This is a genomic window from Dietzia massiliensis, assembly GCF_018390595.1.
In the GTDB taxonomy this organism is placed as follows: domain Bacteria; phylum Actinomycetota; class Actinomycetes; order Mycobacteriales; family Mycobacteriaceae; genus Dietzia; species Dietzia massiliensis.
In genome coordinates this window covers 1-23,824 of record NZ_JAHBAV010000019.1, presented here as the reverse complement: position 1 = coordinate 23,824, position 23,824 = coordinate 1, and the positions used below count along the sequence as shown (strand labels likewise).

At 71.7% G+C, this 23,824-nt stretch carries 26 protein-coding genes; 16 read left to right on the top strand and 10 right to left on the bottom strand.

What is annotated here, in order from left to right; translation table 11 throughout:
- The first annotated feature begins 105 nt into the window (after positions 1-105).
- The 9 genes from KHA85_RS07400 (at position 106) to KHA85_RS07360 (ending at position 11,230) form a co-directional block, all read left to right on the top strand.
- Positions 106-1,329, top strand: coding sequence for an alpha/beta hydrolase (locus KHA85_RS07400; protein ID WP_213185314.1), 1,224 nt, complete (start codon positions 106-108; stop codon positions 1,327-1,329).
- 38 nt (positions 1,330-1,367) lie between these two features.
- On the top strand, positions 1,368-3,674 hold the full coding sequence (locus tag KHA85_RS07395) for an AAA family ATPase (protein WP_213185313.1): 2,307 nt from the start codon (positions 1,368-1,370) through the stop codon (positions 3,672-3,674).
- Between the two features lie 190 nt (positions 3,675-3,864).
- Entirely contained in the window at positions 3,865-4,440 is a 576-nt protein-coding gene (locus KHA85_RS07390; protein ID WP_213185312.1) for a hypothetical protein, read from the top strand.
- A 130-nt stretch (positions 4,441-4,570) separates the two neighbouring features.
- Positions 4,571-7,615: a Na+/H+ antiporter subunit A gene (locus KHA85_RS07385; protein ID WP_131885411.1), complete on the top strand. Its 3,045-nt coding sequence runs from the start codon at positions 4,571-4,573 to the stop codon at positions 7,613-7,615.
- On the top strand, positions 7,612-8,211 hold the full coding sequence (locus KHA85_RS07380; RefSeq protein WP_061227942.1) for a Na(+)/H(+) antiporter subunit C: 600 nt from the start codon (positions 7,612-7,614) through the stop codon (positions 8,209-8,211). The genes KHA85_RS07385 and KHA85_RS07380 overlap by 4 nt, the downstream gene beginning before the upstream one ends.
- The gene (locus tag KHA85_RS07375) at positions 8,208-9,833 is read left to right on the top strand and encodes a Na+/H+ antiporter subunit D (protein WP_061227941.1); all 1,626 of its coding nucleotides are present in this window, start codon (positions 8,208-8,210) and stop codon (positions 9,831-9,833) included. Before KHA85_RS07380 ends, KHA85_RS07375 begins: the two co-directional genes overlap by 4 nt.
- Before the next feature lies 1 nt (position 9,834).
- A complete protein-coding gene (locus KHA85_RS07370; RefSeq protein WP_213185311.1) occupies positions 9,835-10,575 on the top strand; it encodes a Na+/H+ antiporter subunit E in 741 nt (246 codons plus the stop codon).
- Positions 10,572-10,865: a monovalent cation/H+ antiporter complex subunit F gene (locus tag KHA85_RS07365; protein ID WP_213185310.1), complete on the top strand. Its 294-nt coding sequence runs from the start codon at positions 10,572-10,574 to the stop codon at positions 10,863-10,865. The genes KHA85_RS07370 and KHA85_RS07365 overlap by 4 nt, the downstream gene beginning before the upstream one ends.
- Entirely contained in the window at positions 10,862-11,230 is a 369-nt protein-coding gene (locus KHA85_RS07360; RefSeq protein WP_061227938.1) for a cation:proton antiporter, read from the top strand. The genes KHA85_RS07365 and KHA85_RS07360 overlap by 4 nt, the downstream gene beginning before the upstream one ends.
- Before the next feature lie 129 nt (positions 11,231-11,359).
- Here the strand turns inward: KHA85_RS07360 and KHA85_RS07355 are convergent, their stop codons facing one another.
- The 3 genes from KHA85_RS07355 to napA all read right to left on the bottom strand — a co-directional run bounded on the left by KHA85_RS07355 (position 11,360) and on the right by napA (position 12,970).
- Positions 11,360-11,707 (bottom strand): hypothetical protein, encoded by a 348-nt coding sequence (locus KHA85_RS07355; protein WP_213185309.1) that lies wholly within the window; start codon positions 11,705-11,707, stop codon positions 11,360-11,362.
- Between the two features lie 93 nt (positions 11,708-11,800).
- The gene (locus KHA85_RS07350; protein ID WP_308936890.1) at positions 11,801-12,625 is read right to left on the bottom strand and encodes a LytR C-terminal domain-containing protein; all 825 of its coding nucleotides are present in this window, start codon (positions 12,623-12,625) and stop codon (positions 11,801-11,803) included.
- Positions 12,626-12,640: 15 nt separating this feature from the next.
- Positions 12,641-12,970 carry a nucleoid-associated protein NapA gene (gene napA, locus KHA85_RS07345; RefSeq protein WP_213185308.1) on the bottom strand — a complete coding sequence of 110 codons (330 nt, stop codon included), beginning with the start codon at positions 12,968-12,970 and terminating at the stop codon, positions 12,641-12,643.
- 167 nt (positions 12,971-13,137) lie between these two features.
- Here napA and KHA85_RS07340 point away from each other — a divergent pair, with 167 nt between their 5' ends.
- The 5 genes from KHA85_RS07340 (at position 13,138) to KHA85_RS07320 (ending at position 17,202) form a co-directional block, all read left to right on the top strand.
- The gene (locus KHA85_RS07340) at positions 13,138-13,809 is read left to right on the top strand and encodes a peptide deformylase (RefSeq protein ID WP_213185307.1); all 672 of its coding nucleotides are present in this window, start codon (positions 13,138-13,140) and stop codon (positions 13,807-13,809) included.
- Complete coding sequence (locus KHA85_RS07335) at positions 13,802-14,920, top strand: GNAT family N-acetyltransferase (protein WP_213185306.1); 1,119 nt, start codon at positions 13,802-13,804, stop codon at positions 14,918-14,920. Before KHA85_RS07340 ends, KHA85_RS07335 begins: the two co-directional genes overlap by 8 nt.
- A gap of 10 nt (positions 14,921-14,930) precedes the next feature.
- Positions 14,931-15,731 (top strand): exodeoxyribonuclease III, encoded by an 801-nt coding sequence (locus KHA85_RS07330; RefSeq protein WP_063973757.1) that lies wholly within the window; start codon positions 14,931-14,933, stop codon positions 15,729-15,731.
- A gap of 6 nt (positions 15,732-15,737) precedes the next feature.
- A complete protein-coding gene (ppk2, locus tag KHA85_RS07325) occupies positions 15,738-16,631 on the top strand; it encodes a polyphosphate kinase 2 (RefSeq protein WP_007627323.1) in 894 nt (297 codons plus the stop codon).
- A gap of 154 nt (positions 16,632-16,785) precedes the next feature.
- A complete protein-coding gene (locus KHA85_RS07320) occupies positions 16,786-17,202 on the top strand; it encodes a CoA-binding protein (protein ID WP_213185305.1) in 417 nt (138 codons plus the stop codon).
- Positions 17,203-17,263: 61 nt separating this feature from the next.
- Here the strand turns inward: KHA85_RS07320 and KHA85_RS07315 are convergent, their stop codons facing one another.
- The 4 genes from KHA85_RS07315 to KHA85_RS07300 form a co-directional block, all read right to left on the bottom strand.
- Positions 17,264-17,773: a CD225/dispanin family protein gene (locus KHA85_RS07315; protein WP_061227930.1), complete on the bottom strand. Its 510-nt coding sequence runs from the start codon at positions 17,771-17,773 to the stop codon at positions 17,264-17,266.
- 133 nt (positions 17,774-17,906) lie between these two features.
- The gene (locus KHA85_RS07310; RefSeq protein ID WP_007627316.1) at positions 17,907-18,203 is read right to left on the bottom strand and encodes a GNAT family N-acetyltransferase; all 297 of its coding nucleotides are present in this window, start codon (positions 18,201-18,203) and stop codon (positions 17,907-17,909) included.
- A gap of 124 nt (positions 18,204-18,327) precedes the next feature.
- Positions 18,328-19,089: an ABC transporter permease gene (locus tag KHA85_RS07305; protein ID WP_007627314.1), complete on the bottom strand. Its 762-nt coding sequence runs from the start codon at positions 19,087-19,089 to the stop codon at positions 18,328-18,330.
- Complete coding sequence (locus tag KHA85_RS07300) at positions 19,086-20,000, bottom strand: ABC transporter ATP-binding protein (RefSeq protein ID WP_063973888.1); 915 nt, start codon at positions 19,998-20,000, stop codon at positions 19,086-19,088. Before KHA85_RS07300 ends, KHA85_RS07305 begins: the two co-directional genes overlap by 4 nt.
- Positions 20,001-20,087: 87 nt before the next feature.
- On the opposite strand from KHA85_RS07300, the gene KHA85_RS07295 reads away from it, so the two are divergent.
- Positions 20,088-20,741: a DUF1707 SHOCT-like domain-containing protein gene (locus KHA85_RS07295; protein ID WP_236885335.1), complete on the top strand. Its 654-nt coding sequence runs from the start codon at positions 20,088-20,090 to the stop codon at positions 20,739-20,741.
- Positions 20,742-20,766: 25 nt separating this feature from the next.
- Here the strand turns inward: KHA85_RS07295 and KHA85_RS07290 are convergent, their stop codons facing one another.
- From KHA85_RS07290 to thiO, 3 genes are all read right to left on the bottom strand, one after another.
- On the bottom strand, positions 20,767-21,537 hold the full coding sequence (locus tag KHA85_RS07290) for a thiazole synthase (protein ID WP_063973891.1): 771 nt from the start codon (positions 21,535-21,537) through the stop codon (positions 20,767-20,769).
- Between the two features lie 61 nt (positions 21,538-21,598).
- A complete protein-coding gene (gene thiS / locus KHA85_RS07285; RefSeq protein WP_043566308.1) occupies positions 21,599-21,799 on the bottom strand; it encodes a sulfur carrier protein ThiS in 201 nt (66 codons plus the stop codon).
- Between the two features lie 62 nt (positions 21,800-21,861).
- Positions 21,862-23,049, bottom strand: a complete 1,188-nt coding sequence (gene thiO / locus KHA85_RS07280; protein ID WP_213185304.1) for a glycine oxidase ThiO — start codon at positions 23,047-23,049, stop codon at positions 21,862-21,864.
- 41 nt (positions 23,050-23,090) lie between these two features.
- Between thiO and thiE the strand changes: the two genes are divergently transcribed.
- Positions 23,091-23,822, top strand: a complete 732-nt coding sequence (gene thiE / locus KHA85_RS07275; protein ID WP_213185303.1) for a thiamine phosphate synthase — start codon at positions 23,091-23,093, stop codon at positions 23,820-23,822.
- Positions 23,823-23,824 lie beyond the last annotated feature (2 nt).

Here is a 23,824-nt window from a genome sequence, read left to right as displayed (position 1 = left end):
GGGGCACCGAGCCACCACGCGCTCCCGGTAACAGTGTGACGGAACAGTGCGATAGTGGGGCAGTGGCGGCTGTCCAGTCCCGGCTGCCCGGAGCAAGGAGCCGCCATGACCGTCCCCGCACCCGGCGCCGCCGTGCCGAGCACCCGGCGGGCCTCCGCCGCCCGCCGAGCGGGCCGCGCCCTGCTCGCCACCGCCGCCGCCGCGGCCCTGAGCGTCGGCCTCCTCCCGGCATCGGCGCAGGCCCAGGGCCTGCCCGGCTCGATCAGCCCCGAGCAGGTCGCCAACGACGCCCTCGGCACCATCTCGCCCGAGAGCCTGAGCCAACTCCTCTACTTCGGCAACCTCCCCGGCTCTTCGGGCTCGTCGATGATGAACATCGCCCACCGGCTCGGCTTCTCGCCCAACATGTTCGCCGGCCCGCCGCCGCCGTCGCCGCAGCCCAACCCGAACATCCGCGAGACGAAGTTCGTCGAGGTCCTGGAGAAGAACGGCCGTTACGAGCGCTGGCTCATCGACTCCGCGGACATGCAGCGCGGCATCACCGTCGAGGTCTTCCGCGCCCCGGGCGGCGGCGCCGGCGCGCCGTTCCTCTACCTCCTCGACGGCGTGGGTTCCGAGCTGCCCAGCGGCTTCATGCAGTGGGGCGCGGCCGAGCAGTTCGCCGATCAGAACGTCAACCTCATCATCCCCACGGGTGGCCAGGGCTCCATGTGGTCCGACTGGAACGCGCCCGACCCCGTGCTGGGCATCAGCAAGTGGGAAACGTTCATCACCCGCGACCTCCCGCGGATCGCCGAGCCCCGCCTCAGCGCCAACACCAACCGCGCGATCGGCGGCATCTCGATGGGCGCCGGCGCGGCCGTGACCATCGCGACCCGGCACCCGGACCTGTACAACGGCGTGTTCGGCGTCTCCGGCTGCTACTCCACCGACGCGCTCGGCCAGATCCTCACCCGCTACACGGTCGAGAGCCGCGGCGCGACGCTCACCAACATGTGGGGCGAGCCCGGCAACGAGCAGTGGGCCGCCCACGACGCCCTCATCAACGCGGAGAACCTGCGCGGCAAGGCCATCTATCTCTCGTCCAGCACCGGCGTGGCCAACCCCGGTGACTGGGAGGCGTACAACAACGACGCGGCCAACTTCGTCGCCGGCATGGCGCTCGAGCAGGCCACGGACCGGTGCACGTGGGACGCCGACCGCCGCCTGCGGCAGCTGGGGATCCCGGCGCGCATCGACCACCTCCCCACGGGCATGCACAACTGGTCCTACTACTCGCGCCAGATCCCCGTCGCGTGGAACGCCATCAAGCACAGCGTCGGCCTCTGACCGCCGGGCCGTGACGGCGCGCCGATAGGCTCGGCGGCGTGAACGCGCGCCCGGATCTGGACCTGACCCTGCGACTGTCCGCCTCCGCGGCCGACTCCCGCCGGGGCATCGTGCGCGCGCACCCCGAGGTGATCCTCGCGCTGGGGATGCGGGAGTGGGACGCGATCGAGATCGTCGGCGCCCGGACCACGGGGGCGGTGGTGGCCGCCGCGAAGCCGGGTTCGCCGAGCGGGATCCTCGTGGTGGACGAAGTCGTGGCCGCCAACTGTGGTCTCGGCGAGGACGCACGCGTCACCGTGCGGGCCGCGCAGGTCACGGGTGCGCAGTCGATCGAGGTGCAGGGGCTCCCGCCGGCGGGGCGGGGGGTCGCCGAGCGGGTGCTGCGGTCGGCGCTGCTGGGCAAGGTGGTGCGCGTCGGCGATTCGGTGACGCTGCTGCCCCGCGACCTCGGGCCCGACTTCCCCACCGGGGACACCACCCGCACCCTACGCAACACGATGGGCGCGCAGTGGAGCACGGAGCTGCTCACCGTGACCGCGACCGTTCCCGACGGCATCGTGTCCGTGCAGCCCACCACCGCGGTGGTGACGGGCGCGGCGGGGACGACGGCGACGACGACGAGTTCCCTCTCCCCCGCCGGTCCCGCCGCGGGCCGCGTCCACGCTCCGGGGTCGTCCGGGACCGCGGCCGCCGGGCCGACCGCGGGTGCCGGGAGCGCGGGTGGGGCCGACGGTTCGGCCATCACGGCCGTCGCGCGCGAGGATCTCGTGGGCGTGGGCGACCAGGCCGAGGTGCTGGAGCAGTGGCTCTCGCTCGCGCTGGACCGGTCGGAACTGCTGCGGACGCTCGGCGCGTCGCCGCACCTCGGGGTCCTGGTGGCGGGGCCGCCGGGGGTCGGCAAGGCGACGCTCGTGCGGTCGGTCGCCGGCGACCGGCGTCTCGAGGTGATCGACGGGCCGTCGGTCGGCTCCCTCGACCCGGCGTCACGGTTGGAGGCGGTGCGGGCGGCCGCCGAGCGCACGCGTGAACACGGCGGGATCCTGCTGGTGACCGACGTCGACGCGCTGCTGCCGGCCGAGTCCGAGCCGGTCTCCACCCTGGTCCTGGACCGGTTGAGGTCGGTGGTCGCGGCCCCGGGTGCGGCGCTGGTCGCGACGTGCGTCCGGCCGGAGGACGCCGACTCCCGACTGCGCGAGCCCGACGTGTGCGACCGCGTCCTGGACCTGCCGCTGCCCGACGCCGCCGACCGCGCCGCCCTGTTGGCCGTCATGCTGCGGGACGTGCCCACCGCGGACCTCGACCTGTCCGCCGTCGCCGACCGCACGCCCGGCTACGTGGCGGGCGACATGCGGGCGCTGACCCGCGAGGCGGCCCTGCGCGCGGCCGCCCGTGCCGCCGGCGGCACCGACGGCGGCACCGACGGCACGGGAGCCGCGGACGACGCCCTCTCCGGCGCCCGCCTCGAGCAGGAGGACCTCCTCGGCGCCATCAGCGTGATCCGGCCGCTCTCCCGCTCGGGGACGGAGGAGCTGAGCCTGGGCTCGATCACGCTCGACGACGTCGGCGACATGGAGGAGGTGCGTCAGGCGCTCACCGAGACGGTGCTGTGGCCGCTGCAGCACCGCGAGTCCTTCGAGCGCCTCGGCGTGCAGCCACCGCGGGGTGTCCTGCTGTACGGCCCGCCCGGCTGCGGCAAGACGTTCGTGGTCCGTGCGCTCGCGGCGAGTGGGCGATTGACCGTGCACATGGTCAAGGGCGCCGAGCTCATGGACAAGTGGGTCGGGTCGTCGGAGAAGGCGGTCCGCGACCTGTTCCGCAAAGCCCGCGACTCGGCGCCGTCCCTGGTGTTCCTCGACGAGATCGACGCCCTCGCCCCACGTCGCGGCCAGACCGGCGACTCCGGCGTGGGCGACCGCGTCGTGGCCGCCTTGCTCACCGAACTCGACGGCGCCGAACCGCTGGGCGACGTGGTCATCCTCGGCGCCACCAACCGACCCGAGCTCATCGATCCCGCACTGCTGCGACCGGGGCGGCTCGAGCGACTGGTGTTCGTGCCGCCGCCGGACGCGGAGGCCCGCGCCGACATCCTGCGCGCGGCCGGCCGTGACGTCCCGTTGGCCGACGACGTGGACCTGGACGAGCTCGCCGCCGACCTCGACGGATACTCCGCCGCCGACTGCGCGGCCCTGCTGCGCGAGTCGGCGCTGACCGCCATGCGCCGCGACATCGACGCGGCCGAGGTCACCGCCGACGACGTGGCCCGCGCCCGCAGCGCCGTGCGGCCGTCGCTCGACCCCGACCAGGTCGAGAACCTGCGGCTCTACGCGGAGCGGCGCGCCGACTGAGCGGGCCCGGGACCCCGAGGCGTCGGCCACACGGGCTTGCCGGGTCCGCGGGCGGCGGCCTATGGTGGGGACCATGCGGAAGATTCTCGTAGTAACCGGACGTAACGGGGCCTGACAGACCGGCACCCCCGTTGCGTGGTTGCTCTTTCTCCGTCGGTCATCCTCACCGACGTCGAGAAGCGAGAACACCATGAACGCCCCCGCGCACCACCTCCGCGGCGCCATCAACGGCCGCACCATCCGCAGCGCCGGCTCCGATGCCACCACCGCCCGCGACGCCGAGACGCCCTGCCCCTTCGCCGAACGCTTCGGGCGGCGCATGCCCCGCGGATTCGCCGAGGAGGCGGCCGGGATGGACTGGCGGGCCCTCGTCGACACCTACGCCCCCTCGTCCGACCACTTCCACCTGGCCGATTTCTCGCGGCGCCCGCTCGGTCGTGGGATCACCGCCTACGAGGCGATCCTGGCCACCCGCACCGCCGACGACGCGCCCGGAGACTTCCGCGCTCACCGTCTCACCACCGAGTCCTGTGGCGACCTCACGGCGATGTCGGAGATGCTGAGCCGGGTCGGCGCGCCCGCCGAGATCGAGCGGTTCCACCAGTACGAGGGGCGCGGGTTCGACGAGGCGACGTCGTCGTGGTGCACCATCCTGCGAGCGACGAGCGGCAGGCGCGAGACGTGGGCACTCGGCTTCGGCCAGACCGCGGCGGAGGCGTCCATCTCCGCGCTGCTCAGCGCAGCGACCCGTCTTCACCTGCGGTGAAAGCGGCTCGAAACGCTGTTCTGTAAAGTAAGCGCAGTAACCACGCCCCGGTCGACACCGGTCGCCCGCCCCCTCCCGGCGGGTCCATCCGCATGTCGTCGTCCGATCGACGCAAGGAGAGGAGCCGCCGGTGATCGTGATCCTCGTGGCCCATGCCGTGGCCGCCCTGATCGCGATCCCACTGGTGCTGAGGCTCGGACGCCGCGCTTTCCCGCTGCTGGCGCTCGTCCCCGCCGGCGGCGCGGTATGGGTGGCCGCCAATCTCGACCGTGTGCCCACGGAGACCCTCCAGTGGGCGCCCGGCATCCACCTGACGCTGGACCTGCGAATGGACGCGCTGTCCGCACTGATGTCCCTCATCGCACTGGGCGTCGGCGCGCTCGTCCTGTTCTACTGCACCTGGTACTTCGACGACACCGAGCCACGTCTGCACCTGTTCGCGGCCGAGATGGTCGCGTTCGCCGGAGTCATGTTCGGCCTGGTCGTGGCCGACAACATGGTGCTGCTCTACACCTTCTGGGAGATCACCTCCGTCCTGAGCTTCCTGCTCGTCGGCCACTACGCGGAGCGGGCGACATCCCGCCGCGCCGCCACACAAGCCCTGCTCGTCACCACACTCGGCGGCCTGGCGATGCTGGTCGGCATGATCATCCTGGCCCAGGAGGCCGGGACCTACCTGCTCAGCGAGATCGTCGCCTCTCCGCCGTCCGGCTCTCTCGTCCACTGGGCTCTCGGCCTGGTGATCGTCGGCGCGACGAGTAAATCCGCCATCGCCCCCCTGCATTTCTGGCTCCCCGGAGCCATGTCCGCACCCACGCCGGTGAGCGCCTACCTGCACTCCGCGGCGATGGTCAAGGCCGGGGTCTTCCTCGTCGCCGCCTTCAGCCCGGGCCTGTCCGGATCGTCGACGTGGCAGCTGGCGCTCATCGTTCTCGGCCTGGTGTCCCTGCTCATGGCCGGCTGGCGCGCCCTGCGGGAAACCGACCTCAAGCTGGTGCTCGCCTTCGGAACCGTGTCCCAGCTGGGGTTCCTGCTGGTCCTGGTCGGCATCGGATCGCGCGACACGATGCTCGCCGGACTCACGATGCTGCTGGCGCACTCGCTGTTCAAGTCCGCGCTGTTCATGGCCGTCGGCGTCATCGACAGGACCACCGGCACCCGGGAGATCCGCGAACTGTCCGGTCTGGGACGCAAGAGCCCCGCTCTCGCCGTCTTCTTCACCCTCGCCGCCGCGTCGATGGCCGGTCTGCCGCCCTTCCTCGGATTCGTCGGCAAAGAGTCCGCGTTCGCCACCACGCTGACCGAGGAGCGGCTCCACGGCATGCCGGCGCTCGTCGTCACCGCCGGCCTGGTCGTCGGCTCGGTCCTCACCTTCTCCTACACCGCCCGCCTCGTCATGGGCGCGTTCCGCTCCAAGCCGTTCTTCCCGGACGGGACCAGCCCCGCGGTCGCCGAGTCGAATCCGGCCACCCCGCTCTTCCTCTCCGTGCCCGCGCTCCTCTCCGTCGCCGGCCTCGTGCTCGGTGTGTGGTCGGCCCCCGTCGAGGCGCTGCTCACCCGGTTCGTCGACGTCGCGTTCCCGCCAGGCAGCCCGTGGGCGGGCGAGGAGCCCTACCACCTCGGGCTGTGGCACGGGTTCGGTGTCCCGCTCGCGCTCACCGCGGTCGTATACGTCCTCGGCACCATGCTCTACGTCGCGCAGCGGACCGTGGAGCGGATGCAGTTCGAGACGCCCGCCCTGGGTAACGCGGACCGCATCTACGACGCCGTCCTGCGCTTCTTCGACATCCTGTCTCTGCGCCTGACCGCCAGCATCCAGCGCGGCTCCCTCCCGCTGACCCTGGGCATCATCCTGTTCACGCTCGTGGTGTTCCCCTTCGTGTCCCTGCTGGTCGGCACCCGCGAGGGCCTGCGGATGGAACTGTCCGCTAATCCGGTCGTGCTGTTCGTCATGATCCCCATGACCGTCGCCGCGGTGGCCGCCACCGTCCTGCGCAACCGCCTCGCCGCCGTCGTCAGCATGTCCGTGACCGGCTACGGCGTCGCCGTGATCTTCGCCTTCCACGGTGCTCCCGACCTCGCGCTCACCCAGGTGCTGGTCGAGACGCTGATGATGGTCACGTTCGTGCTGGTCCTGCGCACGATGCCCGCCGAGGTGCCCCTGTCCGACGGCTTCCGCCGCCTGCGCGCCTGGCTCGGCATCGGCGTGGGACTCCTCGTCGTCATCGTCGGCGCGTACGCCATCAACGCCCGCCAGGACCCGGCCGTGTCCACGGTCTTCCCGGACATCGCCTACCGGATCGGCAACGGCGCCAACGCCGTCAACGTCACCCTCGTCGACATCCGCGCCTGGGACACCCTCGGCGAGATCACCGTGCTGCTGGTCGCCGCGACCGGTGTGGCCAGCCTCGTCTTCCGCAATCGTCGCTACGGCTCCGGGCCACGCATCGCTGACGCCGACAAGACCCGCTCCGGACGGCGCGGGATGGAGGCGGCCCGGATCGTCATCGAGGCACCGGGGGCTTCGCCCGGCCGGTGGCTGGTCGGCGCGACCGTGCGCGACCCCCGCGCCCGCTCGCTCGTCCTCGAGGTCACCACCCGTCTCATCTTCCCCACGATGATGATCCTGAGCCTGTTCTTCTTCTTCGCCGGCCACAACAACCCCGGCGGCGGTTTCGCCGGGGGGCTGGTCGCGGGTCTCGCGCTCGTTCTGCGCTACCTCGCGGGTGGCCGTTACGAACTCGGCGAGGCCGTCCCGATCGATGCCGGACGGATCCTCGGCGCCGGCCTCCTGCTGGCCGCCGGTACCGCCGCCGCCTCGATGGCCCTCGGTGCGCCGCCGCTGTCCAGCGCCACCTTCGAGTGGACGCTGCCCGTGTTCGGTGAGGTCAAGCTCGTCACCGCGCTGTTCTTCGACGCGGGCGTGTACCTCATCGTCGTCGGCCTGGTCCTCGACATCCTCCGCAGCCTGGGAGCGCGGCTCGACCTCGACGCCGAGGACCTCGAGGAGCTCAGGGCCGTCTACGTCGACGCCACCGACTCGCCCTCCACCGCCGCCCTGCGCCGCGTCCCCGGCGTCGACAGCGAAGCTCCACGGTCCGACCTGGCCGCGCGCCGCGCCGCGCGTCTCGAGGCCGCCGAGAACCAGGGCACCACACCCCAGGGGATGCCATGACCGCCGACTTCGCACTCCTACTCATGGCCGGTGTCCTCAGCGCCACCGGTGTCTATCTGCTTCTCGAGCGCGCGATCATCAAGATCCTGCTCGGCATCATGATCCTGTCCAACGGCGTCAACCTGCTCATCCTCGCGGCCGGTGGAGCCCCGGGGAACCCGCCCATCCGCGGCCGGTCATGGGGCGACAACACCGTCGACTCGGATCCGTTGTCCCAGGCGATGATCCTCACCGCGATCGTCATCACCGCCGGCGTGGGTGCGTTCATCCTGGCCCTGGCCTACCGCTCCTATCAGTTCACCACTGTGGACGAGGTCGCGGACGACGCCGAGGACACCAAGATCGCCCAACGCTCCCCCACCGACGCCTGGTCCGCTCCGGACCGCGACGCCTCGGACGACCAGACCACGGGCCAGCCCACCGAACTCGGCGACCACGTGGATTACGACGACGAGGACCTCGAGGAAGCCGAGGCCGAAGCCGAAGCCCGGGCGGAGGCCCGCGCAGAGGCCAGGGCGAAAGCCGAGGCCGAGGCGCGGGAGGTCGACAGACGAGAGCGGCGGTACAAGAAGGCCGGTAAGGAGGAGGAACTGTGATCTCTCCCGACCTCTTCGGGTACCTCATCCCCTCCGTCGTCCTCCTGCCGCTGCTCGCGGCCGCGCTGTGCCTGGTGGTCTCCCGCCGGCCGCGGGTCCAGAACATCATCACCATCACGACCCTGTCCGCCCTGCTCGTCATCTCCGGGCTCCTGCTGGTGCTCACGGACTCGCACGGCATGCACACGGTGCAGGTGGGCGGGTGGGACGCCCCGGTCGGCATCACCCTGGTCGCCGACCGGCTCAGCGCCCTGATGCTGTGTGTGGCCGCCATCGTGCTGCTGACGGTCATCATCTATGCCGTCGGGCAGGGTGTCCGCGACGGCGACGGCGACCAGCCCACCTCGATCTTCCTGCCCACCTACCTCGCGCTGGCGGCGGGACTCAACGCCGCCTTCATCGCGGGCGACCTGTTCAACCTGTTCGTCGGGTTCGAGATGCTCCTGGCCGCGTCCTACGTCCTGCTCACGCTCGGGGCCAGCCAGGAACGCGTCCGCGCGGGGGTGTCGTACACCGTCGTGTCGATGGTCTCGTCCATGGTCTTCCTGCTGGGGATCGCGCTGACGTACTCGGCCGTCGGCACGCTCAACCTGGCTCAGCTGGCCACGCGGATGGCGGAGGTGCCGGAAGGCCTGCGCAACACGATCTTCGCAGTGTTCCTCGTGGCGTTCGGTATCAAGGCCGCGGTCTTCCCGCTCTCCACCTGGCTGCCCGACTCCTACCCGACCGCTCCCGCCCCGGTCACCGCCGTGTTCGCCGGCCTGCTCACTAAAGTCGGCGTGTACGCGATCATCCGCTTCCACACCCTCGTGTTCCCCGGGGGCGGGATGGACGGGGTACTGCTCGTCGCCGGTCTTCTCACGATGGTCGTGGGCATCCTCGGCGCGATCGCCCAGTCCGACATCAAGCGAATACTGTCGTTCACGCTGGTGAGTCACATCGGCTACATGATCTTCGGCATCGCGCTGTCCAGCGAAGCCGGGCTCAGCGCGGCGATCTACTACGTCGGGCACCACATCATCGTCCAGACGACCCTCTTCCTCGTGGTCGGTCTGATCGAACGCCAGGCGGGGTCGTCGTCCCTGCGCCGGCTCGGATCCCTCGGCGTCGCCAGTCCCGTCCTCGCGGTCACGTTCCTCGTCCCCGCGCTCAACCTCGGAGGCATCCCCCCGTTCTCCGGGTTCATCGGCAAGCTCGCGGTCGTCCAGGCCGGCGCGGAGAAGGGCGGAGCCCTGCTGTGGGTGCTCATCGCGGGCGCCATGGTCACCAGCCTGCTGACGCTCTACGTGGTCGCGCGCGTGTGGTCCAAGGCCTTCTGGCGGCCGCGGGCCGACGCCCCGGAGGGTGCCCTTGCGCTGGCCCGGCCGCTGTCCCTCCTCCCCTCCGACGAGTACGTCGAGTTCGACGAGCGTGAGGAGGTCGGCAAGATGCCCTGGAGCATGCTCGCCCCGACATGGGCGCTCATCGTGGTCTCGCTGCTCATGACGATCTTCGCCGGACCGCTGCTCCGGGTGGCAGACGGCGCCGCCGCCACCCTGCGCGAGCGCGCCGAGTACCTCTACACGGTCCCCACCGACACCTCACCCGACCGGTACGTCGACTCCGTGACGGGGGTGCGCTGACATGGGACGCAAGCCTTCTCCCGACCTGCGGGTGCTCGGCGCCCGCGTCTTCATGACGCTGTGGCTCGCCTTCGCCTGGGTACTGCTGTGGGGCGGCTTCGACATCGGCACCGTCGTCTCCGGACTGCTCGTGGCGATCCTGGTGATGGTGGTCCTGCCCCTGCCGCGGGTGCCGGTCGAGGGTCTGCTCCGGCCGCTGTCCACGGTCTGGCTCGTGCTGGTCGTGGCGTTCTACCTGATCCGGTCGTCGCTGATCGTCTCCTGGCAGTCGATCCGGCCGAAGGCGCCACCCCGGTCCGCGGTGCTGCGCGCGCCGATGCGACTGAAGTCAGACTTCACCCTCGCCCTGGCGGTGAACACCCTCAACCTGCTGCCCGGCGGCATCGTGGTCCGAGTCGACCCGGTGGCCCGCTACGTCTACGTGCACGTCCTGGACGCCGGTACCGACGAGGCCGTGGAGCAGTTCCGCCGCCAGACCGCACACGTGGAGAAGCTCTACCTCCGCGCCTTCGAGCGAGACGAGGACTGGAGGCCGAGCCCCGGGCACTACTCGGCCCCCGCCGACAGGGCCCCGAGCGCCGCGAGCACCGTGGCGCCCGCGGAGCCGGTGGATCCCGCCGGCGACACGGACCCGGCAGATCCCGACGCCGACCGGGCCGCCGGCCCCGACAACCCCGCAGGCCCCGACGGCGACGAGAAGAAGCCGTTCGATCCCACGACGGAAGAGGAGGGACCCTGGTGAGCGTCGCACTCGTCCTCTGGATCCTGGCGATCATCGCGCTGACTGCCGCGCTGTTCGTGACGATGATCCGTCTGGTCGGCGGACCCAACACCCTCGACCGGCTCATCTCCCTCGACATGATGGTCGCCGTCGCTCAAGGGGGCATCGCCGTCTACATCGCGTGGACGAAGGACACCACTCCCGCAGCGGCGCTCGTCGCGCTGGCGCTGGTCGCGTTCCTGGGTTCGGTGTCCGTGGCCCGGTTCCGCGTCAGCGACAACATCGGCAGCCCCGAGGAGGCCATTTCATGAGCGACGACCTCATCGAGATCATCGCCGCGCTGTTCGTTCTCGCCGGCGCGCTACTGACCTTGTGCAGCGCGATCGGCCTCGTGCGGTTCCGCGACACCCTCAGCCGAATGCACCCGGCGGCCAAACCTCAGGTGCTCGGGCTGGTCCTCGTCCTCATCGGCGCGGGGATCCGGGTTTTCCCGGACATCGACCTCGGCATGCTCGTCCTCACCGCGATCGTGGCCGTGTGCGCCGCACCCGTGATCGCCAACCGGGTGGGCAATCTCGCCTACCGCGAGAGTGTGGAGGACGGGACCATCACCCACGAGGCGCCCGTGCTGGAGAAGTACACCGGCCCCCGTCTCGACGGCCGTGGACCCCTCTGAGCCGCACCGCGGGCCGCAGAGCCGGGGCTTGAGCGCCGGGCCTGGCGCCGCCTGCGGCCACACACGACGCGAGCCCCGCACCCGTCTCCTCGGGTGCGGGGCTCGCGGGTCCGGTGACCGGACGAAAGATCAGGGAGCCGGCTGCGTCGGGACCGCGCTGCCGGCCTGCTGCCCGGCGCCCGGCACCGGGAGTCCGTCGTCAGTGGTGGCCTGGCCGCCGCCCTCGTCGCCACCCTCACCGGGGATGCCGGTCGCGGTGGTGCCGGCCTCGAAGTCCTCGATCGTGTCCGGGTCGTCGGTCTCCTGCGTCTCCGGGATGGAGGAGTGGGGCGCGGACTCCTCGGAGTACGTGGGCAGCGTGTACGGCGCGTCGGGATCGGCCGGCTCCTGGTTGGGGCTGCACGCGGCAACGGCGAACGCGAGGGCGAGTGCGGGACCCGCGACCAGGATGCGGCGGGCGGTCTGACGCGGGGCCATGGGGGCTCCTTCGATCTCGGGAAGCTGCAAGTCGCTACTGGGCGTGCGTCCCGCGGGCGGGCCGGACGCGTGGGCTCATCATATCCTCAGGGGTCAGCGGTCGAGATCCTGGGTGACGATCACGATCACCCCGGGAGCCTCCCCCGCCAGATCCGCAGGACGCGGCTTGGCGGTGATCCCCAGTTGGGCGGCGATGGCCTGGGCGGCCTGCTGCTCGCCGGGCGCGGTGCCGTAGAACGCGGTGGATTCCGCCACCACCCCGCGGTTGGACGGCATGTTGGCTACGTCGCCCACCGCGAAGCCGTTCTCGCGCAGCGACTCGCCCGTGCGGGCTGCCAGGCCGGTGACGGTGCTGTTGTTGAAGATCTGCACCGGCACGCTGGTCACGTCCGGTCCGGGCGCGCCGGGCTGGGCGGGAGGCTGCCCGGCCGCGGGCGGGTCGGCCGGGGCGGCGGGATCGCCGGGCTGGGCGTCACCGCCGGCCTCGCCGGACGCTCCCGCCGCGCCGTCCTGACCAACGGGAGCGCCGCCCTGGGCGGGTGCGCCCTCGGCCCCGCCGGCCTCACCCTGCGCGGGCTGGCCGTCCGCGTCCTGACCGGCCGAGCCGTCCTGCTCGACCTGGGAGGTGCCCTCGTCGGCGGTGGGGGCCGCCTCGTCGTCGTCGCCCCCGAACAGCTGCACCAGACCGATGCCCACAGCGAGCACGACCGCCGACAGCAACACCATGGCGATGGCGCGGTACGGCGGTCCGCTGGGCTCGTCGACCCCGCCCTCCGCGCCCGGGTCGTAGGGGTCGTTGGCGTCGTACGGGCCGCCGTCCCGGGGGTCGCCGTACCGTGCGTCGTCGTACCGGGGATCGCCGTGCTCCGGATCGCCGGGCTGCGGGGCGTACTGCGGGTTCTCGGACTGGGAGCTCACGCGCCCGAGTCTAGGTCAGTCGAGGCGCATTCCCAGGTTGCGCGCCGCGCGTGCCTTCTGGCGGCTCGAACGCATGCGGCGCAGGCGTTTGACGAGCAGGGGATCGGCGGCCAGCGCCTCGGGGCGGTCGATGAGGTCGTTGAGGATCTGGAAGTAGCGGGTGCCCGACATGTCGAACTGCTGCCGGATCGCCTCCTCCTTGGAGCCGGCGAACTTCCACCACTGCCGCTCGAACTCGAGCATCTTCTGATCCCGCTCCGACAGGACGGGGTCGGCGGCGTGCAGCTCGTCCCCCCGGTCGCCCCCGGTGGACGCCTCACGCGTCGCGGCAGCCGATCGACCCATGTGCGCACCTCCTCGTGTACCGACGGGCGCCGTACCCGACGCCCCAGCCGGCGCTCGGGCCGGCGACCCGGCCAGGACTCCAGCCGGATTACACCGTTGTGATTCCCCCGTAGTGAACCACACGCCTGCGACACCCCGCCATCGCCGGCGCACTAGAATCGGCCACCATGGCCGTCCGTCCCATCGTCATCCTCGGCGATCCCGCGCTCCACGCGCCCACCGAGCCCGTCACCGAGTCCCCCGAGGAGATCGCGGACCTCGTCCGGGACCTCTACGAGACGATGGACGCGGCCAACGGGGTGGGCCTGGCCGCCAACCAGATCGGCGTCCGCAAGCGCGTGTTCGTCTACGACTGCCCCGACCTGGACAGCGAGGACGGCGAGGGACTCTCCCGCGAGGAGGTCGAGGCGCGCGGCGGCTGGCTCAACCGGCGCGGCTGCGTGATCAACCCGGTCCTCGAGACGTCCGAGATCCCCGAGACCATGCCGGACCCCGAGGACGACCTCGAGGGCTGCCTGTCCGTCCCGGGCGTCAACTTCCCGCGCGGGCGTGCGTGGTGGGCGCGCGTGACCGGCACCGACGAGCACGGCGAGCCGGTGTCCGTGGAGGGGTACGGCCTGTTCGCCCGCTGCCTGCAGCACGAGGTCGGCCACCTGGACGGCTTCGTCTACACCGACCATCTCATCGGGCGGAACAAGAAGGCCGCCAAGCGCCACATCCGCGACGCGGGCTGGGGTGTGCCGGGCCTGAGCTGGGATCCGGCCACCGACCCGGACCCGTTCGCCGACGAGGAGGACTGGGACGGCGACGACGACGAGGTCGTCACCGACCATGGCTGAGCAGGACCGGGGTCTGTCGGGTCGGTCCCGGTGGAACTCCGGCCGCCGGGTGGCGGTGGGCGAACGCGTGGTCGTGCGTCGCCATCTGGCTCCCGGTGAGGCCTCGCACCTGTACACGGACGTCATCGGTCACGTGGTGGCGCTCGAGCCGGAGCTGATCGTCCGCCGGGAGTCCGGCGAGGAGCTGCGGATCCCCGACGCGGACGTCGCCGTGCTCAAGGTCCTGCCCCCGCGGCCGGTGCGGGCCCGCGACGTCCGGGCGCACGAGTACGCGGGTGCGCTGGCGTGGCCGTGCCCCGAGTACGAGCTGGTCGACGGCTGGTTCTGTCGGGCCGGCGACGACTGGTCGTATCGCGGGAACTCGGCCGTGCCCGTCCTGCCGTGGGCCAGTTGCGAGGACCTCGACGGGGTGCGCGACTGGTACGCCGCCCGCGGCCTGCCGCTGCGGTTGGTCGACGTCGAGCGGCTCGTGAAGGTCGAGCGCATGATGCTCGACGGCGCGCCGGTGGACTCCGCGCGCATCCGCGCCGACCGTGACCTGTTCCTCTGCACTGCGGACAGCGAGGCGCTGCTCGCCGTGGTCGACGCCGCCTTCCCGGCCGACACCCGGCCCGCCGTCACCCTGGCCGACCGCCCCGACGACGACTGGCTGGCCCTCTACCACGCCACCGCCGGCCTGGACCCCGAGCGCGTGCGGCCCGCGATGCTCGCCACGGCCGGCATCCTCACCGACGGACCGGACAGCGGCGATCCCGGCCCCGGCGGCCACGTCGTGTTCGCCCGCCTCGAAGAGGGCGGCGAGCTGGCCGCCATCGCCCGCGGCGCCGTCACCGCCGGGCCCGACGGGCAGGCGCGCGTCGCCGTGTCCTGCGTGCAGACCGCCGACGCCCACCGCCGCCGCGGCCTCGCGGAGGTCGTCACCGGCTCGCTCGTCGACTGGGGACTCGGCCTGGGCGCGCGGGAGTGTCACCTGCACGTGTTCGCGGACAACACCGCCGGGCGCGGCCTGTGGGCCAAGCTCGGACTCGAACCGCACCATTCGCTGCGGCACCTCGTCGTCGTCGACCAGTCCCCGCCTCCCACGGTGACGCCGCCGCGCGGCGCGCAATAGACTCGCACCCATGCGCCTGGCCACCTGGAATGTGAACTCGATTCGAGCCCGCAAGGACCGCGTGCTCGCCTGGCTCGACCGGTCCGACGTCGACGTCCTGGCGATGCAGGAGACCAAGTGCAAGGACGAGCAGTTCCCCGAGGAGGACTTCCGCGAACTGGGCTACGAGGTCGCCCACCACGGCCTGAGCCAGTGGAACGGCGTCGCCGTGGCCTCCCGCGTCGGGCTCGAGGACGTGCGGCTCGGCTTCGACGGCATGCCCGGCTTCCACAAAGATCCAGAGCAGTCGCAGGACCCGGAGGCGCGCGCGATCTCCGCGGTGTGCGACGGCGTCCGCGTCTACAGCCTCTACGTGCCCAACGGCCGTGAACTGTCCGACCCGCACTACACCTACAAGCTCGAGTGGCTGGCCCGACTGCGTGACCACGCCGCCGCCGAACTGGTCGCCGACCCCGACGCCCAGGTCGCGCTCGTGGGCGACTGGAACGTCGCGCCGCTCGACGAGGACGTGTGGGACATGGAGGTCTTCGAGGGCAAGACCCACGTCTCCGGCCCCGAGCGGCTGGCGTTCGCCGCGTTCGACGGCGCCGGGTTCCGCGAGGTCACCCGCGAGTACACCCCCGGTCCGGGCGTCTACACGTACTGGGATTACACCGGGCTCAGCTTCCCCAAGCGTAAGGGCATGCGCATCGACTTCCAGCTGCACTCCCCCGCGCTGGCCGCCCGCGTCACCGGCGCCTTCATCGACCGCGAGGAGCGCAAGGGCAAGGGCGCCTCCGACCACGCGCCCGTCGTGGTGGAACTCGACTAGACGCCGATGTCCACGTTCCAGCTACGGCACTACATCGACCGGCTGCGCGCCGAGGGCTTCACCGTCCGTGACGATCACGGCGAGGACCCCGACCTCATCGACATCACCGGCCGTGCGGTCGACACGTGGCGGGAGAACTACCCGTACGACGAGCGGATGGACCGCAACCAGTACGAGGTCGAGAAGTACCTCCTGCAGATCGAACTGCTGAAGTTCCAGCGCTGGCAGGCCGAGTCCGGGCACCGGCAGGTGATCGTGTTCGAGGGCCGCGACGCCGCGGGCAAGGGCGGGACGATCAAGCGGTTCACCGAGTACATCAACGTCCGTCAGGCCCGCGTCGTGGCGCTCATCAAGCCCACCGAGACCGAGCTGCACCAGTGGTACTTCCAGCGCTACGTCACCCACCTGCCCAGCCGCGGTGAGCTGGTCCTGTTCGACCGCTCCTGGTACAACCGCGCCGGCGTCGAGCGGGTCATGGGGTTCTGCACCGACGAGCAGTACGAGACGTTCATGCAGCAGGCGCCGATGTTCGAGAAGATGCTGGTCGAGTCGGGTATCGGGCTCACCAAGCTGTGGTTCTCGGTGACCCGCGAGGAGCAGAAGACCCGGTTCGCGATCCGGCAGCTGGACCCCGTGCGCCGGTGGAAGCTCTCCCCCATGGACCTGGAGTCGCTGGGCAAGTGGGACGAGTACACCGAGGCCAAGGAGGAGATGTTCCGGCGCACGGACACCGAGTGGGCGCCGTGGACGACCATCAAGTCCAACGACAAGAAGCGGGCCCGCATCAACGCGATGCGCTACTTCCTCAACCAGTTCGACTACCCGGAGAAGGACCACCAGGTGGTGTTCGAGCCGGACCCGCGGATCGTCCAGCGCGGCAAGGACGCCGTCGGGGACTAGCGGAGCGAGCGCCAGCGAGCGAAGCGATGTTCCCGCGCATAAGGCCCGTCGGGGACTGACTGAGCCTGCGAAGGAAGCGCCCCGCGCGCAGACGCCGTCGGGGACTGATTGCTCGCGCGGGAATGTCTGGGCGCCGTGGGGCCTTGCACGGGGTATGAGCCATTCCAATGATCCGGCCGTCATCGAGCGTCTGCTGTCCGAGAAGGGACGGTGGGCCGTCGTCGGCTTGTCCTCGAACACCTCGCGCACCGCGTACCGGATCGGCGCGTTCGTCAGCGACCTCGGTCACGAGATCGTGCCCGTCCACCCGAAGGCGGAGACGGTCCACGGCCAACAGGGGTATCCGGACCTGGCGTCGGTCCCCGGCGAGATCGATGTCGTGGACGTGTTCGTCAACTCCGAGCTCGCCGGGGGCGTGGTGGACGACGCCATCGCCGCGGGCGCGAAGGCCGTCTGGCTGCAGCTGGGCGTGATCGACGAGGCCGCCGCGAAGCGGGCGAGGGATGCGGGCCTCGACGTGGTGATGGACGCGTGCCCGGCGATCGAGGCCCCGCGCCTGGGCCTGGCCTGACGCGGCCGGGCGTTCTGCCGACTCGATACCGGGTCGGCAGCGCGCCCGCCTCGGCGGAGCGCTAGTAGCCGCTCGAGGCCAGGCCGACCATCGCGAAGATGAAGATCAGGTACAGGATGATGAGGACCGCCACGATCGCGAGCGAGATCATCCCGAGCCGCTTGGCGGTCGCACTGGCGGCCTCGGCCTCGGCGTACCGCCCGGCGGCCCAGAGCGGGTAGACCTCCAGCGCCCGCGTCATCGCGATGAACGACAGGGGCCAGAAGAACAGGATCGAGGCGACCGCCCACCCCACGTTCGACGGCGGCCCGGGGCGGGCACCGGGAGCCGCGGCGAAGCCGCCCGAACCGGAGTACGCGGGCGTCTGCGAGCCGTAGCCACCCTGCCCGTAGGAGCCCTGCCCGTACGCCTGCTGCCCGTACGCCTCCTGGCCGTAGCCGCCTGTCCCGTACGAGCCCTGCCCCGCTCCGGACTGGCCGCCGTATCCGGATTGTGCGGAGTAGTCCGTGTACCCGGACGAGGAGGTGTTGTCGGCGTTGTCGGCGTTGTCGCCCTGCGGCGGGTAAGTCATGAGGTGTCCTGTTCGCTGGCCGGTCTTCCGCCGCCCACACTACGGATCGGGTCGGACATCCTCCCCCGTCGTGGCGAGCATCCTCCCCGCCGTGGCGAAGCCGGCCGTGGTGCGCGCGGCGTGACGCGGCGTGTCAGTTGGGGGCGACGAGCAACTGGTACTCGGGGAACCGCACGAGGAAGCGGCGCACGTAGCTGCACACCGGGCGGATCTTCAGCCCGTCGAGCCGCAGGCGGGTGAGGACCAGGCTCACCAGCAGTCGGGCGATGCCCTGCTGACCGAACCGCTCCTCGATCACGGTGTGCAGGAGGATGTAGACGTCGCCGTCCTTCTCGTACCCGACCAGTCCCATGAAGGTCTCGCCGTCCCACAGCTCGAAACGGTCTCTATCGGTGTTGTGGACGAGCTTGAGCGAAGTTCCGCCGGTCATCTCGACTCCTTAGGGCCGACCGAGTATCGATTCCAACCCTACCCCTGAAGGGCGGCCCAGTCCGGCGCATCGCGAGCGTGAATCCGCGGGCACCCCGGCGCGGGTCAGAGGTCGCGGCGCGAGGTCAGGCGTCGCGGCGCAGGGTCATCACCAGGCCCACGGCCCACAGGACGACGCACACCGCGGCGTAGAGCGCGAACGCCGGCCATTCACCCCAGGTGATGTAGCCCTTGGCCGCCTCACCCTGGGTCCAGTAATCACCGTTAGCGAACGGCATCCATCCCGCGAGGTCCTCACCCACCCTCGGAATGAGCGACACCATCCCCTCCAGCGCCAGAATCCAGACGAGAAACAGGGAGATCGTCCCGGCGGCGTTGCGCATGATGTACGCCAGTCCCATGACCGCGAGCGTGCCGAGTGCCGCGTAGACGGGGAAACGCCAGAGGTAGGTGAGTCCGTCACCGGAGAACGGCGTCCACGACTCGTTGCCGGACAGCGCCCCAGCCACCAGCAGCGCGACGATCACCGAGACGGCGGTGACGACGATCGACAGGATCGTGAACAGCACGGTCTTGGCGACGATCGCGGGCCAGCGCGACGGCGTCGTCAGGTAGGTCGCCTTGGCGGTGTGGTAGCGGTACTCGCCGGTGACGCCGACGATCGCGGCGATCCACACCAGCAGTACCGTGAACGCGCTGACCCCGAGGATGGCGAACAGCGGGTCGCTGCCGCCGCCGGCCTCACCGGCGATCGGGTCGGTGGCGGACTGGTCGAACTGGCCGATGATCACGGCCAGCAGGACGGCCAACGCGATACCGATCGCGTACAGCCAGTAGGCGCTTTTGGTGGTGGTGACCTTGATCCACTCGGACTTCAGCAGGTTCATCGGGTGGACTCCTGACCGTGGTACTCGACGTCCTGGTCGGTGAGGGCCATGAAGGCCTCCTCCAGCGACGCCCGCTTCTCGTGCAGCTCGTGGACGGTGATGCCCAGGCTGGCGGCGAGGTCGCCCACCTGGGGGGCCCGCAGGCCGTCGATCAGGAACACGCCCTGCTGGGGGTCGAACGTGGCCTGGACGTTCTCGGAACGCGCGGCCTGGGTGAACTCGTCGACGTGCGGCGTGCGCAGGATGACCGAGGACTTGGCGGCCGAGAGGAACTCCTCGACCGAGGTCTGCGCGCGCAGCTTGCCGCGACCGATCACCACGAGGTCCTGGGCGGTCTGCGCCATCTCCGACAGCAGGTGGGAGGACACGAGCACCGTGCGGCCCTCGGCGGCGCGGGCGTGCATGAAGCGCCGGATCCACAGGATGCCCTCCGGATCGAGCCCGTTGACGGGCTCGTCGAACAGCAGCACCTCGGGGTCACCGAGCATGGCGGTGGCGAGGCCCAGTCGCTGACGCATGCCGAGCGAGTACCCGCCCACCTTGCGGCCGGCGACGTCGCTCAGGCCCACCAGGGCGAGCACCTCGTCGACGCGGGTCGCGGGCAGGCCGGCCGCTGCGGCGATCATCTTCAGGTGCGCGGACGCGGAACGGTTGGCGTGCGTCCAGGAGGCGTCCAGCAGACACCCGACCGTGTGCGCGGGCTGCTCGAGTTCGCGGTACGGCCTGCCGTTGACGAGCGCCTCCCCTGACGTCGGATTGTCCAGACCGACGATCATGCGCATCGTCGTGGACTTACCGGCACCGTTCGGGCCGAGGAAGCCGGTGACGACGCCGGGGCGGACGGTGAAGCTGAGGTCGTCGACGGCGAGGGAGCCGCCGTAGCGTTTGGTGAGATTCCGTACCTCGATCATGGCCATCAGTGTGCCTGCCGCAGACCCGGCGTCGTGTGTCCACCTACTCAGCCCGCGTACAGCAAGAGCAGGTCTAGGCTCCTGACCATGGACGATGTCACGCCCGAACCGGACCGCCGGCTGCCGGCGGTCCGCGCCTCGGACGCCGAGCGGGAGGCGACCGCTCAGCTACTACAGGAGTCGTACTCGGAGGGCCGGTTGACCCTCGCCGAGTTCGACGAGCGGACCGCTGCGGCGTACGGCGCCCGGTTCCGGTCCGAACTGCTGGAGCTGACCCACGACCTGCCGGTCGCGCACCATCAGCTCGAGTCGACGTTGGCGGAGCGGCCGCACCGCGCACCCGAACGGCGGGTCACGGGCGGCAGCGGGCCCGCCACCTCCATCGCGGTCATGGGCGGCGTGGAGCGCACCGGGTCGTGGACCCTGCCGGCCGAACACACCGCGGTCGCGCTGATGGGCGGTATCGAGATCGACCTCAGGCGCGCGTCGCTGCAGTCCCGCGAGACCGTGCTCCGGGCGTTCGCGATCATGGGCGGTATCGAGATCAACGTCCCGGACGACGTCCACGTGGAAGTCGACGGGATCGGCTTCATGGGCGGTTTCGCGGAGGAGTCGGGCCGATGGAAGCCCGATCCCCGGCCGGTCCGTCAAGCGCCGCCCGGCGCTCCTGTCCTGAGGATCACGGGTCTCGCGCTGATGGGCGGGGTCGAGGTACGCCGAGTACCGCGCGTCGAGCAGTGATCCGGCGGGCGGAGCCCCGGGCGTCTCAGTCGATCGGCGGGCTGGAGGCCTGCGCCCAGAAGCGCTTGGGGATGCGCCCGGCGACGCGGGCGGCGTACCCGGCGCGGACCGCCTCGCGCATCGCGGCGGCCATGAGCGGCGGGTTCTCGGCGCGGGTGACGGCGGTGGCGAGCAGGACGCCGTCGCAGCCGAGCTCCATGGCCAGGGCGGCGTCGGAGGCGGTACCGATCCCGGCGTCGCAGATCACCGGCACCCCGGCGCGCTCGACGATCATCTCCAGGTTGTGCGGGTTACAGATCCCCAGGCCGGTGCCGATCGGCGCGCCCAGGGGCATCACGGCCGCGCAGCCCACATCCTCCAGTCGGCGGGCCAGGACGGGATCATCGGTGGTGTAGGGGAGGACGACGAATCCGTCGTCGACCAGGTCCTCGGCCGCCTCGACGAGTTCCAGTCCGTCGGGCAGGAGCGTGCGCTCGTCGGCGATCACCTCGAGCTTGACCCAGTTGGTGCCGAGCGCCTCGCGGGCCAGGCGGGCCGTCTTGACCGCCTCTGAGGCACTCCGGCACCCGGCGGTGTTGGGCAGCGGGCGGATGCCGAGCTCGCGCAGCAGCCCGAGTAGTCCGAGGCCGTCCGAGCCGAGGCGCAGGTCGACTTTGCGGATCGACACGGTGGTCAGGGCGGTGCCCGAGGCGATCAACGCCTCACGCAGGACCTCCTGATTGCCGGCACCGCCGGTACCGGTGATGAGCCGGGAGCCGATCTCCTCACCGGCGATGACCAGCGGCGAGTCCAGCACCTCGGCGACGCGCGCCCCGTGGTCGGGGGCGGCGGGCGCGTCGACGGGGCCGGGGGCGGCCTCAGCCACCCTGGACCGCCGTGAGGACGTCGATCTCCGCGCCGGCGCCGAGCGCGGCGTCGTCCCACCCCGAGCTGGGCACCACCACGCCGTCGACGGCGATCGCGACGCCCTCGTCGGGCAGGTCGAGCTCGGTGACGAGCGCGCGGACGGTCGCGCCATCGGCCAGGGTGCGGTCCTCACCGTTCACGGTGACGATCATGGGGGCCTCCTGCAGGAAGTCGTGACGTACGGCACCACCGTAGCCGCCGGGCACGACCGGGGTCAGGAGCGGGCGAAGCGGTCGGGCGACGCCGCGCCCGCCGACTCCGGGACGGCCCGCCCCAGCAGCGTCGCGACGACGGTCGCAGCGGTGACCGGCGTCAACGCGATCCCGTTGCGGCCGTGCCCGGTGGCGTGGACGATCCGCGGGTCGCGGGGGTCGGCCCCGAGGATCGGCAGATTGTCCGGCGACATCGGCCGCAGCCCGGCGATCGTCTCGGCCAGCTCGTACTCGCCTATGCCGGGGAAGATCGTCTCGGCGTCGGCGAGCAGGTCGCGGACCCCGGCGACGGTCACCTGCCGGTCGTCGCCGTGTTCGTACTGGGTGGCGCCCACGACGAGACCGCCGGCGCGCGGCACCAGGTACAGCGGCCGGCCCCGGACGAAGGCCCGCACGACGCCGCGGGGCGGGTCCTCACACCCGGGGCGGGACCGCAGGCGGAGGACCTCGCCCTTGACCGGGCGCACGGGCAGGCCCGCCAGGTCGGCGGAGCCGGTGCCCGCGGCGAGGACGACGCGGTCCGCGTCGAGGTCGTCGAGAGAGGAGACGGCGCCGCGCACCCACGTCACTCCCTCGGCGCGACAGGCACGGGTGAGGGCGGCGAGCAGGACCCGGTTGTCGACGGCGCCCTCGGAGTCCATCCGGTAGGCGGCGCGGGCGACCCGGGCCAGGGACGGCTCGGCCTCCCGGAGCTCGCGGCGGGTCACGCGACGCAGATCGGCCTCGGTGACGCCGCCGTTGGTGCCGGCCGGGTCGGTGCCCCGTGTCGGGTCGGGCTGGCTGGCGGCCCACTCCATGGCCATGTCGAGGTCCCGGGCGTCGGCCTCGTCGACCGCCAGCATGTGCGTGTACCCGGCCGTGCGGACGGGCGGACCGGGTGGGACGTGGGGGGCGAGCGCGTCGAGGAAGCCCGGCCACCTCCGGAGCGAGTCCACGCCGAGCGCGAACACCGCCTCCTCCCCCGGCCACGCCTCGCTGAACGGGGCGAGCATGCCGCCCGCGACCCACGCGGCGCCCGAGGTGGGGACGCCGCCGGGCCCGGAATCGTCGGGCTCGTGGACGACGACCTCATCGGCGGCCCCGGACCGGGCGATCGCCCAGGCGCAGGCCAGGCCGATCACCGAGCCGCCGACCACCACGACCCGCCCCGCACCGATACGGGCGGCGGGCGGGGCGGGGTCGACGGTCATGGCGGCCAGCCTAGTAGGGGCCATCACCTACCGTTGAACCCATGACCGCCCGCGCCGACCGCCTCCGTGCCCGCCTCGCCGACGCCCTCCTCTACCTCTGCATCGACGCCCGCCGACACCTCGACGACGACGCCCGCGCGCAGGGCTGGACGGGCGACTTCCCCGCCCTGCGCCGCGACGTCACGGCCGCGTTGACAGGCGGCGTCGACATCGTGCAACTGCGGGACAAGAACTCGGCCGGCGACCGCGACCTCGGGCCGCTGGAGGCGGGGCACGAGCTGCGCGCGCTCGCGGTGATGCGTGAGGTCTGCGACGCCCACGGTGCGCTGCTCTCGGTCAACGACCGCGCCGACGTGGCGGTGGCCGCCGGCGCCGACGTGCTGCACGTCGGGCAGGACGACCTACCCGTGGAGTGGGCGCGGCGGATCGTCGGCGACGACGTGGTGATCGGCCTGTCGTGCCACGCGACGGACGAGGTCGACGCCGCGGCGGCGAACCCGGTGGTGGACTACTTCTGCACCGGCCCCGTGTGGCCGACTCCGACCAAGCCGGGCCGCCACGCCCCGGGGCTCGGGCTCGTGCGGCACGCGGCCGGGCTGGGCGGCGGGCCGGCCGCGGCGCCCAAGCCGTGGTTCGCCATCGGCGGGATCGACCCGGACACCTTGCCCGAGGTGCTGGCCGCCGGGGCGAGCCGCGTGGTCGTCGTCCGCGCGATCACCGCGGCCCCGGACCCCACCGCCACAGCCCGCGAACTCCGGGCCGCCCTGGCCTGAGC

Bases quoted from the DNA above. Each gene is read 5' to 3' on its own strand.
- KHA85_RS07390 (WP_213185312.1), top strand. From the start codon at position 3,865: ATGAACGCCCCCGCGCACCACCTCCGCGGCGCCATCAACGGCCGCACC.
- KHA85_RS07335 (WP_213185306.1), top strand. From the start codon at position 13,802: ATGGCTGAGCAGGACCGGGGTCTGTCGGGTCGGTCCCGGTGGAACTCC.
- KHA85_RS07300 (WP_063973888.1), bottom strand. From the start codon at position 20,000: ATGATCGAGGTACGGAATCTCACCAAACGCTACGGCGGCTCCCTCGCC.
- KHA85_RS07400 (WP_213185314.1), top strand. From the start codon at position 106: ATGACCGTCCCCGCACCCGGCGCCGCCGTGCCGAGCACCCGGCGGGCC.
- thiO (WP_213185304.1), bottom strand. From the start codon at position 23,049: ATGACCGTCGACCCCGCCCCGCCCGCCGCCCGTATCGGTGCGGGGCGG.
- KHA85_RS07295 (WP_236885335.1), top strand. From the start codon at position 20,088: ATGGACGATGTCACGCCCGAACCGGACCGCCGGCTGCCGGCGGTCCGC.
- KHA85_RS07370 (WP_213185311.1), top strand. From the start codon at position 9,835: ATGGGACGCAAGCCTTCTCCCGACCTGCGGGTGCTCGGCGCCCGCGTC.
- KHA85_RS07305 (WP_007627314.1), bottom strand. From the start codon at position 19,089: ATGAACCTGCTGAAGTCCGAGTGGATCAAGGTCACCACCACCAAAAGC.
- KHA85_RS07340 (WP_213185307.1), top strand. From the start codon at position 13,138: ATGGCCGTCCGTCCCATCGTCATCCTCGGCGATCCCGCGCTCCACGCG.
- KHA85_RS07310 (WP_007627316.1), bottom strand. From the start codon at position 18,203: ATGACCGGCGGAACTTCGCTCAAGCTCGTCCACAACACCGATAGAGAC.
- KHA85_RS07380 (WP_061227942.1), top strand. From the start codon at position 7,612: ATGACCGCCGACTTCGCACTCCTACTCATGGCCGGTGTCCTCAGCGCC.
- thiE (WP_213185303.1), top strand. From the start codon at position 23,091: ATGACCGCCCGCGCCGACCGCCTCCGTGCCCGCCTCGCCGACGCCCTC.
- KHA85_RS07315 (WP_061227930.1), bottom strand. From the start codon at position 17,773: ATGACTTACCCGCCGCAGGGCGACAACGCCGACAACGCCGACAACACC.
- KHA85_RS07330 (WP_063973757.1), top strand. From the start codon at position 14,931: ATGCGCCTGGCCACCTGGAATGTGAACTCGATTCGAGCCCGCAAGGAC.
- napA (WP_213185308.1), bottom strand. From the start codon at position 12,970: ATGGGTCGATCGGCTGCCGCGACGCGTGAGGCGTCCACCGGGGGCGAC.
- KHA85_RS07355 (WP_213185309.1), bottom strand. From the start codon at position 11,707: ATGGCCCCGCGTCAGACCGCCCGCCGCATCCTGGTCGCGGGTCCCGCA.
- ppk2 (WP_007627323.1), top strand. From the start codon at position 15,738: ATGTCCACGTTCCAGCTACGGCACTACATCGACCGGCTGCGCGCCGAG.
- thiS (WP_043566308.1), bottom strand. From the start codon at position 21,799: ATGATCGTCACCGTGAACGGTGAGGACCGCACCCTGGCCGATGGCGCG.
- KHA85_RS07360 (WP_061227938.1), top strand. From the start codon at position 10,862: ATGAGCGACGACCTCATCGAGATCATCGCCGCGCTGTTCGTTCTCGCC.
- KHA85_RS07320 (WP_213185305.1), top strand. From the start codon at position 16,786: ATGAGCCATTCCAATGATCCGGCCGTCATCGAGCGTCTGCTGTCCGAG.